We start from the raw sequence: 12,870 nt of genomic DNA, 5'->3' as shown, positions 1-12,870 counted from the left end.
TGTAGAGCTAGCCTTAATACGATAAATACTAGTCAACGTTCATTTATATAATTCTCTATTGTATAAAGAATTATATTTACAATTGCCTTTAATATCACCCAGAAGTAATTTTTTTTCAGCATTAAACTCACCTCCAATATCAATAGTGAGTTCTAGTCCCGGAACTGAACTTGTTTATTTAATTGTGAATACTTTAGCACCACCATTTTTAGGGTAAGCGAATTTTTTAATGATTTTTTAGATTTGATCCCCAATGCCAAAATCTTATTGGATAATGGGCCATTCAGAGAGTAAAGCAATAGTTGAACAATTGGGGATCATAAACATAGGTATGAGATTGATTTAAATATTTATCTATTCTTATGGCCTTCCAATAGCATCAGAAAAATTTACCCAGTAGAGGTCGGACTGTCCCATTTAGAATATTAGGATAATTATGAGCTTCTACCTTGGAACCCTTAAGAGAAAGGAATTACAGGCTTGTAATATCTCAATTACAGGTAAAGATCGCACAGTACAGCTTATTCAGAAGCTACCATTCAAAGAGTAAGGACATAAAAAATACAGAAGTCTTGAAATGTTTATTTCAACTAGCTTTTACGATATTATTTGTTGCCTGCTGGGCAAATTTTTCTGTTACTATTGGAATGCTCCTATGCAAAATATTTTTAAAAAAATCGAATATAGAAAAATAATTTTTCCTGATATGAGTTTTAAACAAAATTATTAAAATCTAATTTAGCCAGCGATAATAAAACTATCGAAAGATTCTTAAAACAGTCTCTCAGGAGTAAACCCTTTGTAAGGTAAATGATTTTTGTAAGGTTACGGATAAGACTTATATACGCACAAGGCTTGAAGAGATTGGTATGCTTTAAGCGAAGTAACTTTTAAAACCCTACTACGGGGTCCACTCCCCCATGGGCTACTGCCTGTTCGTTGGCGTATTTGGCTGACTCTTGAGCTTTCTTGGTGAGGCGTTTGAGGTTCGTCACTCGGCGGGTGAGCGTGGTTTCAATATTGGCGAGTTGCCCTGCCTCTAGTTCGGCCAATGTCTCGGCATCGGGTGTTTCGATCAGCTTCTCTAACTTGGTCACCAACGCTTTGTAATCATTGGTAAACTGAAGGGATTTCTGAAGTTTCTCAGCCCCTTCTCCACTCGCTGACTTGGATTGCTGGGCGAGGAATCCAGAGAATTTATCATAGGCATCCTGGGCCTGCTCTGGGGTGGGAGTGCCCTGCATCACTTCATGCAGCTTCCGGGCCTCGGCCAAGTGCTTTGATATCTCTGGGTTGTGCTTCTCTAGTAGCTCCAGTCGGGAAAAGGTAGAGTTAATCGCAGACTGGTCCTTGGTTGTGAGCTTCCCATCAGGGCTAGCACCGAAGCGGTCGATCAGGTCAGCTAGCAGTTCCCAGCCCTCATCCAGGCAAGCCACACGAGACTGTTGCACTGCTTGAGCAATGCCATTGAGCATAAGCTGACTGGTTTTGATCCGCTCTTGAATCTCCTGAGCTTCTTTCTTTTGCTTAGCTGTCAGCCGTTTCTTTTTGGCTAACTCAGCTTGCAAATCAGCATCGGCCTTGAGCTTATTTTTCAGGGAGGTGAGCTGGACCGGGCCATCGATAATCACCTGGAGGCTACCTGAGAAATCGTCAATACTGGGGAATTCTCCAGCATAGTAAATCAGGGCTTTTTCAATCTGCTTCTTTTTTCCGGGTATGGTTTCATTGAGTTTCTGCTCTAGCTCCACTAAGAAGGTTTTGAGCTGATCCGTGTAGGTATCGACTAAGCCTTGACGTAAGGATGCCGCTTCTTTCTTGATTTCCTGGGCAAAGTCAACGGCGTCATTGATGATGCTTCCATCAATAAACCGGAAGGGCTTCACGTAGATGGTGAATTTCTTGTTGAACTTTTTCTGTAGGCCAGAGAGTTGATTTCGAGCCTTAGTGAATGCCTCTGAGAAGGCTTTGCGGTAGCCTCCCGCTAGCTCATCGACAACATGAGGATCTAAGCCCAAGTCTTCGGCATCTAGACGGGCTGAGAGTCTTAAGCCTGAATCAATTTCGATTGAGAGTCGATACAGGTCACGGTCTGCCAGGGTATCCCAGATATCTTCAACTGAGAGTTGCGGAGCGGTATCAATCTGGGAGTTAGCTGACAAGTCGCCTTGTGGGTCTGAGGTCTTGGCTGAGACTAATTTACTGATTAGTTTAGTCATGAGAAAAACTCACTTTCTCTATGGATTGTATATTGCCTAGTAAAGATTTCAGACAATGGAGGGCTTGCTATAATTCATCTGGCTTTGAAACCTTAAAACTCTGGGTGCGATGGATTTACGAGATTTTCAGGATAAGAGTTTGGCTGATCTGGAAGAAATATTTTTGGAACCCCCTGATACTGGATCTGATGCTCTGTTGTCTTCTGGGTTGGCCTTGAAAACGATTCAAGATAAGAAACTGTATTTACCAGACTCTAAGGGATTCAAGGTGTATGTGGAAGAAAATCTTGGGGTTACCTACATCCATGCTTTTCGCTGTATTCAAGCGGCTGAACTCGTATTGTTCTTGCAGGAGCATTTTAGTGTGCTGCCTCAGTCTGAGAGTGCTGCTCGGCCATTGGTGAAACTATCGAGGGCAAATCAGCTTAAAGCTTGGGGGGAAGTGGTGAGGATTACTGCCGGGGATAAGTGGGCACCGGGAAAAGACAGGATAAAGAAGACTATTGCTTCACTAGGGTTAGATAAGGCTTAGCCTCAGACTTAGCCTTAGCAACTATTTCAGCATTAGGGAAGTTCTTGAGTACGGGGCTTCTATCCTTACCCTGACAAATCCAACCCAGTAATAAATCATGCTCATGTCGTGGATGATTCTGACCAGGATCGACCATTACAGGAATAGGATTGCGATAGTAGCGGATGATAATCTCTTCAGATTCCATTGATCATGATTGCCCTCCATCTTTGCTCAGCAAGTAGTCAACAGCCCGCTTGAGCTGCAAAGTCTGCTCTGCCAATTGACCATGTAAAGTCTGCATTGCTAGCTGACCTTCAATCACTTTCTGCATGAGTTCAGAATTTTCCCCGATAGCTTTAGTATTAGCCTGGGTTGCAGCAAGTAAGCTTTGAGTAGAAGCTGCAAGGGCATCAAGCCGATCATCGGTCCATCGTTGGGGGTTGCTGTTGGTCATTTATCTCACCACTTGGTAATAGTTGCTTTTATTGATTATTCAGCAGCATCAAGAACTTTCATTCCCTTTCTGTTTCTGATTAGACTCAACTGCCTGTTTCATAAAAAACTGAATTTGAGAAGAAACAGATCTTACTTGCGAGTCACAGTATTCTTTGAACTCTTCAAGTAAATCTTCCGGGACAGTGATGTTAATTCGCGTCATTCGTGATTTATTCGTCATAGCAACTATTCCAACACCACACATCTATGATGCATTAGTGCTAGACAACTTGCATCATAGTGTACTTTTTATACACACGCAATAAGTCTATAGTTTTATTTAGTGTGTAATTTTACACACTCAGTGTGATATAGTTATTACATACAAACAAAGGCATCCGGTCGCCTGGTAAGTTCTCGGATGCCCTAGTTAAAACCCAATCAAAGGCAATAACTATGACAACTTTAACCGAAGCACCCACCACCGTCACTGAACTGCTTCAGCTTGTTGACTCTCAAGTCACTGATCCCCTTCATCCTGAAGTGATTGCAGTCGAGATGCAGATTGAAAAATACCCCGGTGTACGTGAGGGTGGCGATTTATTTGAAGTCTATGCACCCGTCAAATCTAAGCCAGGTCTGATCCAGCCTCGCCTAGAGAGTTGGGTCAAAACTTTCTATGGTGATGACCACTGGCTAGCTGATTGGCGCACCATCCCCACCACTCGCCAGATTAAAGCCGAAAACGAAGAATTCTAGGAATATTCTGGGGCACCTCTGCCCCTCCCGCTTCACTTACACCCACTCGCTACATAGGGGACTGAATATCATGATCACCGCTTCAGAACTGCAAGCTGAACTTGCCCATTGTCATTGCAGTGAATCTCACTATCAGCATTGGCTGGGCATCCGATACACAGAAGGCGTCAAAACACTCGCAGAGAAAGGGGAATCCTTTTGGCTCCTCGACGCGATCGCAAGTTATCAACGAGTGCGACTCATCAAGTACAATCCCAACCTCCAAGAATTCCAGCTTTGGTTGCTGACCGTAAACGACGACCATAGCGCTGTCTTAGCCTGCTACGAAGACAGCCCCAGTACTTGCAGCCCTGTCATTACCCAAGATATTCCTTTCACTGATTTCGTCCTGCCAGAAATCAAGCTGTATGTGGAATACGGCGTTGTGCTGCTGCCGTCTGAGCATTAATCTCCCTGGCCTGGGTGAGCCACTAATCATCCAAGCAGTTCAGATTCCATAGAGATTTTGAAAACTTAGGGGGCAACGATGAACGGTTACACCCTCATCTGGTTCTTGTTTTGGCAATTCATCTACTTTTCACTCTTTCTCTATTTCTTCATCCCATTCGCTTCAGAGGGCAAACCATGAAACCCACAACAAGATACAAACTCATTCCACGAGTCCGATTCATTACCACGATTGAACTCCATGACCAGCAGACAGCAATTCTCAACCGCCTGGTGCTGAGTAGCAAAGATTTGACCGATGACGAAGCTCTTGATCTGTGGCTGTCACTTAACCCCTATATCCACACCTTCCAACATTCCACCCCCAGAGATATCTTTTCTTCTTTGAGATATGCAGCCCTCGCTGCTCTACCAGATAATCCCAAGCCCTCTTACCCAGTGGAGCTACTGAATTCCGTGCGTTCAGAGATTGAGGCTGATGGTCAGGACTTCATTTGCTGCTGAGAGGGCAATCTGCCTACGTTTCATTTAACCGTTCAAATATCTATTCAATTTTGGAGATAAACCATGACTGCCGCTCTAGACAATAACGCCACTCGCAACGCTCTAACTAAAGCCATCAAGGAGCATATCGCCACTAAAGAAAACATCGATCCAAGCAAGTCTCAGAAGGTCAACATCAAAAAATACATCGTTAAACAGTACAAACCTGATGACCCCACAGGACAAGACAAACTCGCCAAGTTTGCCTGGGAGCTGCATCACGGTAATCGCAATCTGCGAAACCGTGATCATGTCCTTGAACTCTTCGGATTGCTAACCCTGGAAGCGACGGGTCTAGAACAGCGAAAAACTAATAAGGCCAAATGCTCTCCCCTAAAAGAGGCTGTATTCAAAGTGCTTAAGCAGGTAGCAGGCCAAGACATTTTGATGATCGTTGCCCTAAACGAACTGATGGATCAACTCACGGTCACTCGCATCAATAGCTGGGAGACCTTCTTTAAGCAACTTGCCATTAAGCGAACTGAACTGGAATCTCTGGCCGATACCGTGTATGAACTCTCGGGGGTTTCTCCTGGGGCGGTTGAAGACCTCGACGCTGTGATTGTGCCCCTCTACAACGAAGCAAAAGGCCAAGACATCAAAGCGATTAACTGGGAACGTCGCTCTTGGTGGGACTGGGCACACAACCATTTGCTTGAGCAGGTTAGCAAAGCAGCTTAACCCTCTCCCCCTGTCTGTACCTGGGTCAGCCCTGTGGCGATCCCCCCCAGCAATCGGGGCTGGCCTTTCCTCATCACTTTTGGAGAAAACCATGCAAGCCCATCACCTTAATTTGCCAGAATTTCTACTCAACCCGCCTACGGTTAACCTCGCCTATTCTCCGGTGGCAGTCATGACGGTAGCAACGGCAAAAAACCTGATGCAATCCCAGGAGTTATTGCTCAGTGGTGCCCAGAAACTGTTTAATCCAGCGGTCTGGCCCCAGCTAGAACCAGAGATTGAGCGCATTCCCTTTGACCGACAAAAAGCCCAGTGCTTCCGTGATTGTGTCGCCTATCTGATGGCCGAGGCGACGACGCTGAGATCGGAACGGCGGCATGTCGATGCCCTCAAACATATGGAGACGGCACTGATGCTAGAGGCACTGATCCATGGCGGCTATGTCGATGTGCCATCCATTTCAGAACAGTAAAAGGCATCGCCAAGCTCAGGACAAGTCAAACGATGCCTTTTATTGAACGAACCATTCAACGAGGTTATTCAAAATGAATCATACAACTCTTCCCCGACTAGTTATCGACAGCATTGCTCTGCCTTCCTACGAACTCCATGCCAGACCGACTGGTGAGAACGACCGCAAGCTCAATGTCTTTTTCGGCAGTCGGTTGATCGGGTATGTCTACATCAACTTTATCCAGGGTCAATCCAATTACGTCGGCACCACGCTCAGACATCAGTCCTTCGGCCCTTATTCTCGCAGGATGGAAGCCGCTGAGGCTGTCTTAGAAGCGTTCAATGCAGGACTCACGGATGAGCAACGGCTGAGGGTCGCTCTTGCTCATGAGATGGCCGAGAACATGACCGTCATTGCTTGCTAATCCCCAACAGCTAGAGATTTGGAGTATTCATCATGCCCACTATCCACATTGCCAATCTGAGAAAGTCCCGGCAGCTTCAACCCGGTGTTCGATGTGATCGGGGGACTCCTTTAGGCAATCCTTTCCATATGTTCGCTGAATCAGAGCGAGATCGCTGCATTGCGGCTTTCCGAGTCTTCTTGTATGAGGTTGCCATTCTGGGAAATGAACCTAGCCAAGACTTGATTCGCAGGATTGCTGAGCAGCACAAGATTATGCCCAGCGGTAGTTATAAACCATTCGGTCGAGGTGCAATGATGGCAGCGCTGGAGGCGCTGGGCCAGAAGTCTGAAGTAACGTTGCTGGGCTGGTGTCATCCCAAACCCTGTCACTGTGATGTGATCAAGGCTTTCCTTGATTGGAAGTGCCCAGCCCCCCAGCAGCAAACATTGGAGGTTCTGTGATGCCGATGATCCGGGCACGTTACCCCGATAACTGGGATGAGATTGCAACACGGGTCAAGGATGCGGCCAACTGGCGTTGTACCCAGTGTGGCAAACCCTGTCGCAAGCCAGGCGTCGAGTGGTTGCACTTTGCTTTCTGGTTGATGATTACGCACCCTGAATGGTTCCCAATGACTTCAGAGGGCGAGGAAGAAAAGCCCCAGCGATTTACCCTCACGGTGGCTCACCTTGACCAAGATCCTCAGAATAATCATCCAGACAATCTCAAGGCCCTCTGTGCCCCGTGCCACTTGAGATTTGATGCGCCATTCCGAAAAGCCAATGCGTACACAAAGCAGGAATGGTTTGGACAGGTGAAGTTGGAGGATTTGTCATGAATAAACAAATGTGGAACTTCATGCAAAGAGGCCGAGGTGTCTTGCAACTAAAGCCATTGGGGTGTCTGAGTAATCACAGCCCGTCCTTTTGCTCTGGCTGTGAACCTGGACAGTACTACGAGTGCCAAGCCTGTGGCTATCTTCAGCCTTGGTGTAAAGGAGCTGCCGATGACTACCCTGAAATTTGCGATCACTGCTGGGGTCTCGTTGAACAAATGCACAAAACTATTAAAATCTCGATGGAAACCGAAAAATGAACTCAACCACAAACACAGTAACCCCCGCAACGCAGCCCAAAGCTGAATTACAAACCGTATCACAGGCCCATCAATTCCAACCCCAAGATTTTAGCCACGAAAGGGCACTGGGATTTGGCGATAGTCCATCTGCTTTGGCTATATTCTGTAATCGTGCCAATACGAATACTTGGTACACCCTTGATAAAGACTCTGAACCTGTTGAGCTACTGAAACCTGCGTTGACAGGTTACCTGATCAGTATCGAATTCGTTCCCACGAAGTATAAAGGTAAACCTTCTCACAAACTACGGTTCAAGATGAACGCTCATCGTCCCTGTACTTTGGAGGCGGGCTATGACTCGACTTTTGCGAAGGGTTTTTTGATTGCGATCTCAAATCTGACACCCGAACAACTCAAACAGCGGATCACCATTGAGGCCATTCCTGCCGATGATGATAAAGTTCTTTTTTGTGCGGTCTGGTTGGGGAATCAGAGAATTTTTCAGCGGTGGGATGAGCGGACGGATTGGAGGCTGATCGCACGAAAGGCCATGGATAATGTGGCAGAGCTTCAGCGACAGGAAAACTAACTTCAGTTTCTACCAGGAATCTGTTAATCATCTTAAAAATGACTAATCATGACTAAGAAAATCCGAGAATTAAACCTAGCAGTCAAAGAGGCTCAAACGAATCATAGGGTAAGGTGTGAATTCCTGAAACTCCGACTGCACTCATTCCGTTAAGTCTGTCTCCAAAATTGCCACTCTCTGAGCAGGATGAAAATAGTCATCTCAATCAGTGGCAAGTGCAGATGTACAAGCAATTGGAGCGTTACGTGGTGCAAAAACTTAGAAAGAAGACGGTCTCCCAAAAAGAAGTTCGAGACCTCACGGGCATTAGTGAAAAAAGTATTCAACGGATTGAGAAAGAACCCGAGATCACCGAAATTGATGAAGAGGGTTTCCGGAAATCTAGAAACATGGGCAGACCCAGTTCAGTTAGCCAATATGAAGAGCAGATCTTGGAATGGTTTCAAGAGCCTCGTGCCCCTGAAGATGGCCTCATCAAAGGCCAAGAGATTCTGGCTCGACTCAGACAAGCGGGTTACACCGGTGGCAAAACAGCTGTCTATGAATTAGTTAGACGCCTCAGACCCAAGGCCCCCCCAAAGCCTATCCTTCGTTTTGAGGGATTACCTGGAGAGTTTTCCCAGCATGACTTTGGCCAGCGTTGGGTTACCTTTGCAGATGGCACTCGTAAACTGGTTCGCTTCTTTGCGTCCCGACTGAAATACTCTCGATTTGTCGATATCCAGATCGTCGATAACGAACAACAAGAGACGGTCGTTCGTAGCCTCCTCAAAGCCTTTGAGCATTTTGGTGGAGTGCCGATGATGGGGGTGTTTGACAATATGAGTAGTGCAGTCAAATCAAGAGAGATTCAAGAAGATGGCAGCGTCAAAGTCCATTGGACAGAACGCTTCGGCCAGTTCGTAGTTGATTGCGGCTTGATTCCCCTCGCTTGCTGGCCCTATCGTCCACAAGAGAAAGGGTCTGTTGAGAATCTGGTGGGGTTCGTCAAAGGTAACTTCTTTTGTGGTCGGACCTTTCAGGACATGGAGGATGTTCATCAACAGCTGCAAGCATGGATGAATCACGTTAATGAGCAGCGACCTTGTGATGCCACTGGTGAGATTCCTGCTGTGCGACTCAAGCGTGAACCTCTACAACCGTTGAATCACAATGCTCAAACCTATGCCTTTAAAGTGAGTGTCGTCGTCCGGCTCACGGCGCGGGTTCACTATCGAGGGATAGAATACTCCGTCCCTGGCCATACAGTGGGTCAAACCGTGACTCTACATTTGCAGCAAGAGCAAGTGAGCATCTATCAAGGGAAACGCTGTTTGGGCGTCCATCCGAGATTTCCGGAAAACGGCAAGTCCAGTGTCCTGAGTGAACATGCTCAAGAGTTTTTTGCCTCTCCCCACAAAAAGCCCTATGCCCAGCGTCAGATCTTGTTGGATTTAGATCCGTCAGTGGAGCCTTATCTGACGGAGTTGGTGCATCGCCGTCCCCAAGCTTGGGCAGAGGATGTAGATCTGACTTATCAGCTGTATGAGAAAGTGGGGCGCACAGAGTTGTTGGCAGCCATTGAACTGGCAGTAGAAGCCCGTTGTATTGGCAGTGAATATCTCTTGGAGTTTGTTGAACATCCCCACGCTTGTGCCGACTCTCATCTTCTCCAGAACACCTCCGAAGGAGGTACTGCTCCATGACGTTAGACATCATGCTGAAGCGATTGGGGTTGAGTACAGTCCAACGAGTATTACCGGAACTGACGCCTATCGCTGAGAAAGAGGCTTGGTCTTATACTCAGTTCCTCGAACGCCTGGTCTCTGAGGAGATTGCCCAACGAGCAGAAAATAGAATTGCCAATCAGGTGGCCAAAGCCAAGTTTCCGTTTCAGGCCACGATTGAAACCTTTGATTTCACCTTCAAGAGTGATCTCAAACGACAAATGCTTGGGCGATTTCTGGGCCCTGAATTAGTCAGTGAGCACCGCTCATTGATCCTCGAAGGTCCACCCGGGACGGGGAAGACACACCTATGTGTTTCAATTGCTTATAAGGCAATCCAGAACGGCTTTACAGCCCGTTTTACAACGGCGACTGCCCTGATTAATGACTTGAGAGTTGCTCATGATCTCAACCTTGCCCTCAAACCTTATCTTCAACCGAATGTACTGGTGATTGATGAGATGGGCTATCTCGGCTATGGACCGGGCGCAGCGGATGTTCTGTTTCAAGTGGTGGACCAGCGCTATCTCAAAGGTAAGCCCATTTTGTTTACCACCAATAAACCCCTCAAGCATTGGGGAAGAGTTTTGCATGATGAAGAGTTGGCTCGGGCCATTATTGACCGGACGCTTCACCATGGTGAGTACATGAAGCTAACTGGCGCTTCCTATCGATTGAAAGGTCGAAAAATTGATTTGGATCTGCCGGCCATTTCTGAACGGGCTACGGTCCCTAAAGGAGGTGATGACAAATCAGAAAATTGACAGCTGATGGCAGGTTAAGCGATCAATAAATTTAGGGGTCAGACTTTCCGGAATGACTTTAGAGCAGTTAGTCAGAGTAAACGGAATCCACATAAGGAATATATTTGGCAATATTTGTATGATTTTCGTGGGTCTAATTACCTTTGGAGGAACTGCTTTGGTCCTATCAAGTTCAAGTAGTTCAAAAGCCGAGGGACTGTTCAGAGTTTTGTGTAAGCGGTCTAGGATCCAAACACATCAGGAGACCGTACGATGTCTAGAAAGAAAAAAGCTCCCAATCGAGTCGATGAACTGTTAGATGAACTCATCGGAGAGAACCCTCAACCGGAAGATATTCTGGGCGAATCAGGACTGCTTAAACGACTCAGCAAACGCCTAGTGGAACGAGCCCTTGCAGGTGAATTGACTCATCACCTGCAGCAATCCTCCAACGATCAGTCAGGTGATGAGAATTCTAATGGCCCCAGAAATAGTCGCAATGGTTACTCGAAAAAGACCGTCCAGTCTGAACAAGGAGAGATGGACCTATCGATTCCTCGTGACCGTTGCGGCGAGTTTGAGCCTGTCCTGGTGCCTAAAGGCCAGCGACGCATCGCAGGGCTCGATGAGAAAATCATCGCCTTATATGCTCGGGGCATGACCACCCGTGATATTCGAGCCCAATTGGTGGAGCTGTATGGGGCCAATATCTCTGAAGCTCTGATTAGTGACGTCACCAATAGCGTCATGGAAGAGGTCAAAGACTGGCGTTCAAGGCCGCTGGATGAGGTGTATCCGATTGTCTATCTTGATGCGCTGTATGTGAACATCAAAGTCAATGGTCAAGTCAGCAAGCGAGCTGTCTATGTCGCTTTGGCAGTGACTGTGGAGGGCAACAAGGAACTGTTGGGATTATGGATAGGAGCCGCTGAACGAGAGGGAGCAAAATTCTGGCTTTCGGTGCTCACAGACCTTAAAAATCGAGGAACTCAGGATATCTTGATTGCTTGCTGTGATGGACTCAAAGGTTTTCCTCAAGCGATTGAGTCGGTCTACCCTCAGACCCAGGTGCAGGTTTGTATTGTCCATCTTATTCGTAATAGCCTTCGCCATGTGCCGTGGAAGGAAAGTCGAGCCGTAGCTGCAGACCTCAAGCCCATTTACCAAGCGGCCACTTTGGAAGAGTCTGAGGCTGCGTTGGATGCATTTGCCCATAAATGGGACGAGACGTATCCTGGCATTAGCCAAATCTGGATACGACATTGGGATAATGTTGCCCCGTTGTTTCAATACCCAATGGCCATCCGTAAGGTTATCTACACCACCAATGCCATTGAGTCGCTCAACCGCTCACTGAGAAAGGTGATTAAGACCAAAGCGGTTTTCCCTAATGAAGAGTCTGTCTACAAATTGATGTTTCTAGCGATGAGGAATATTTCGAAGCGATGGACCAGACCAATTCTGAATTGGAAGGCGGCGCTGTCCCATTTTGCTATTCTGTTCCCAACACGATTCAACTATTGAATACACTGCTGCTTACACAAAAATCTAAACACTCTCAAGCCGATGATAGTAACTGCCCATTACTGTTTACTAGCCCAAGGTCTATGCAGCCAGGGACACCTGAATATTGGTTTGGCCCACTATCACCATTATGTAAATGAATAAACCTGGAAAGATTAAAGTTAGTCATAAACCGCTGACACCATCTCAAGAAAGACTATGCATAAGATTTATTGATACTTTCGGTGTAAGCCTTTTCGAGATTATCGACGCAACATTCTTTAGTTTAAGGTTTAATCCCTTTGATTTTGCCAGTGTATCTTTTAAGGATAATGGGAATAGCTTTACTCTATCTTATGGAATTGATGAACTTAATTATGGGTTTATGTTGTGCTGTAACAATGAAGATAGAGCATTTTTCCCTATCAGCAATATTTTCTTTTTCTAACAGCAGAATAAATACAATCTTGATGATTTTATAAAAGCATTAAATGAACTATCCGAAAAATCATGAGAAGCCATTTCCTTGAACCCAACCCCGCTCAGTGCAAAAGCTGCATCTTCCGATCTCCAGAGGATGGAGGCTTAGTCCTTGGCGATGATCGAACGACAGAAATCACTGAGTATCTGTGTAGCGGAAAACAGCATATCTGCCACACCAACCCGGAACTAGCTTGTCGAGGCGGACGGGATATCCAACTGCGCGTCTTTGCGGCACTAGGGATGATCGATCAGCCGACAGATGAAGCTTTGTGGTTAGCGAATCAGGAATTTCTGAGATCGTAAGCTCCAA

Annotated in this window: 20 protein-coding genes; 16 read left to right on the top strand and 4 right to left on the bottom strand. The window is 46.4% G+C overall.

The features are described from left to right. Positions 1 to 890: 890 nt before the first annotated feature. Positions 891 to 2,219 (bottom strand): hypothetical protein, encoded by a 1,329-nt coding sequence (locus AM1_RS31285; protein WP_012167093.1) that lies wholly within the window; start codon positions 2,217 to 2,219, stop codon positions 891 to 893. Positions 2,220 to 2,328: 109 nt separating this feature from the next. Between AM1_RS31285 and AM1_RS31280 the strand changes: the two genes are divergently transcribed. Continuing rightward, positions 2,329 to 2,751, top strand: a complete 423-nt coding sequence (locus AM1_RS31280) for a hypothetical protein (RefSeq protein WP_012167092.1) — start codon at positions 2,329 to 2,331, stop codon at positions 2,749 to 2,751. On the opposite strand, the gene AM1_RS39140 is transcribed toward AM1_RS31280, so the two are convergent. From AM1_RS39140 to AM1_RS31270, 3 genes are read right to left on the bottom strand one after another with little or no spacing between them, the layout of a single operon-like run. Then, complete coding sequence (locus tag AM1_RS39140) at positions 2,720 to 2,938, bottom strand: hypothetical protein (protein WP_012167091.1); 219 nt, start codon at positions 2,936 to 2,938, stop codon at positions 2,720 to 2,722. The two genes, AM1_RS31280 and AM1_RS39140, sit on opposite strands and share 32 nt — an antisense overlap. Positions 2,939 to 2,941: 3 nt before the next feature. Then, on the bottom strand, positions 2,942 to 3,187 hold the full coding sequence (locus AM1_RS31275) for a hypothetical protein (protein WP_012167090.1): 246 nt from the start codon (positions 3,185 to 3,187) through the stop codon (positions 2,942 to 2,944). Positions 3,188 to 3,235: 48 nt separating this feature from the next. Beyond that, positions 3,236 to 3,391 carry a ribbon-helix-helix domain-containing protein gene (locus AM1_RS31270; protein WP_012167936.1) on the bottom strand — a complete coding sequence of 52 codons (156 nt, stop codon included), beginning with the start codon at positions 3,389 to 3,391 and terminating at the stop codon, positions 3,236 to 3,238. A 233-nt stretch (positions 3,392 to 3,624) separates the two neighbouring features. Here AM1_RS31270 and AM1_RS31265 point away from each other — a divergent pair, with 233 nt between their 5' ends. The 15 genes from AM1_RS31265 to AM1_RS31195 all read left to right on the top strand — a co-directional run bounded on the left by AM1_RS31265 (position 3,625) and on the right by AM1_RS31195 (position 12,863). Next, a complete protein-coding gene (locus AM1_RS31265) occupies positions 3,625 to 3,927 on the top strand; it encodes a hypothetical protein (RefSeq protein ID WP_012167087.1) in 303 nt (100 codons plus the stop codon). A 70-nt stretch (positions 3,928 to 3,997) separates the two neighbouring features. Then, entirely contained in the window at positions 3,998 to 4,375 is a 378-nt protein-coding gene (locus tag AM1_RS31260; RefSeq protein ID WP_012167086.1) for a DUF6876 family protein, read from the top strand. A 176-nt stretch (positions 4,376 to 4,551) separates the two neighbouring features. Continuing rightward, positions 4,552 to 4,878, top strand: a complete 327-nt coding sequence (locus tag AM1_RS31255) for a hypothetical protein (protein ID WP_012167085.1) — start codon at positions 4,552 to 4,554, stop codon at positions 4,876 to 4,878. A 63-nt stretch (positions 4,879 to 4,941) separates the two neighbouring features. Then, entirely contained in the window at positions 4,942 to 5,598 is a 657-nt protein-coding gene (locus tag AM1_RS43555; protein ID WP_012167084.1) for a hypothetical protein, read from the top strand. Positions 5,599 to 5,689: 91 nt separating this feature from the next. Continuing rightward, on the top strand, positions 5,690 to 6,070 hold the full coding sequence (locus AM1_RS31245) for a hypothetical protein (RefSeq protein ID WP_012166305.1): 381 nt from the start codon (positions 5,690 to 5,692) through the stop codon (positions 6,068 to 6,070). 73 nt (positions 6,071 to 6,143) lie between these two features. Continuing rightward, a complete protein-coding gene (locus AM1_RS31240) occupies positions 6,144 to 6,476 on the top strand; it encodes a hypothetical protein (protein WP_012167083.1) in 333 nt (110 codons plus the stop codon). 32 nt (positions 6,477 to 6,508) lie between these two features. Further along, positions 6,509 to 6,919: a DUF4326 domain-containing protein gene (locus tag AM1_RS31235; protein WP_012167082.1), complete on the top strand. Its 411-nt coding sequence runs from the start codon at positions 6,509 to 6,511 to the stop codon at positions 6,917 to 6,919. Beyond that, positions 6,919 to 7,296 carry a hypothetical protein gene (locus AM1_RS31230; protein ID WP_012167081.1) on the top strand — a complete coding sequence of 126 codons (378 nt, stop codon included), beginning with the start codon at positions 6,919 to 6,921 and terminating at the stop codon, positions 7,294 to 7,296. The genes AM1_RS31235 and AM1_RS31230 overlap by 1 nt, the downstream gene beginning before the upstream one ends. Then, on the top strand, positions 7,293 to 7,553 hold the full coding sequence (locus AM1_RS31225; RefSeq protein WP_012167080.1) for a hypothetical protein: 261 nt from the start codon (positions 7,293 to 7,295) through the stop codon (positions 7,551 to 7,553). The genes AM1_RS31230 and AM1_RS31225 overlap by 4 nt, the downstream gene beginning before the upstream one ends. Further along, positions 7,550 to 8,125: a hypothetical protein gene (locus tag AM1_RS31220; RefSeq protein ID WP_012167079.1), complete on the top strand. Its 576-nt coding sequence runs from the start codon at positions 7,550 to 7,552 to the stop codon at positions 8,123 to 8,125. Before AM1_RS31225 ends, AM1_RS31220 begins: the two co-directional genes overlap by 4 nt. A 167-nt stretch (positions 8,126 to 8,292) precedes the next feature. After that, a complete protein-coding gene (gene istA / locus AM1_RS31215) occupies positions 8,293 to 9,810 on the top strand; it encodes an IS21 family transposase (RefSeq protein ID WP_238549353.1) in 1,518 nt (505 codons plus the stop codon). Then, positions 9,807 to 10,595 carry an IS21-like element helper ATPase IstB gene (gene istB, locus AM1_RS31210; RefSeq protein ID WP_012167077.1) on the top strand — a complete coding sequence of 263 codons (789 nt, stop codon included), beginning with the start codon at positions 9,807 to 9,809 and terminating at the stop codon, positions 10,593 to 10,595. Before istA ends, istB begins: the two co-directional genes overlap by 4 nt. A gap of 252 nt (positions 10,596 to 10,847) precedes the next feature. Further along, positions 10,848 to 12,098, top strand: a complete 1,251-nt coding sequence (locus AM1_RS31205) for an IS256-like element ISAcma7 family transposase (protein ID WP_012160773.1) — start codon at positions 10,848 to 10,850, stop codon at positions 12,096 to 12,098. Positions 12,099 to 12,234: 136 nt separating this feature from the next. Further along, on the top strand, positions 12,235 to 12,525 hold the full coding sequence (locus tag AM1_RS31200) for a hypothetical protein (protein ID WP_041661229.1): 291 nt from the start codon (positions 12,235 to 12,237) through the stop codon (positions 12,523 to 12,525). 62 nt (positions 12,526 to 12,587) lie between these two features. Next, a complete protein-coding gene (locus AM1_RS31195; protein ID WP_012167076.1) occupies positions 12,588 to 12,863 on the top strand; it encodes a hypothetical protein in 276 nt (91 codons plus the stop codon). The last annotated feature ends 7 nt before the right edge of the window (positions 12,864 to 12,870 follow it).

Source organism: Acaryochloris marina MBIC11017, from assembly GCF_000018105.1.
Taxonomy (GTDB): Bacteria; Cyanobacteriota; Cyanobacteriia; order Thermosynechococcales; family Thermosynechococcaceae; genus Acaryochloris; species Acaryochloris marina.
The sequence above is the reverse complement of the archived record's forward strand: the minus strand, read 5'-3'. Positions and strand labels throughout refer to the sequence as shown.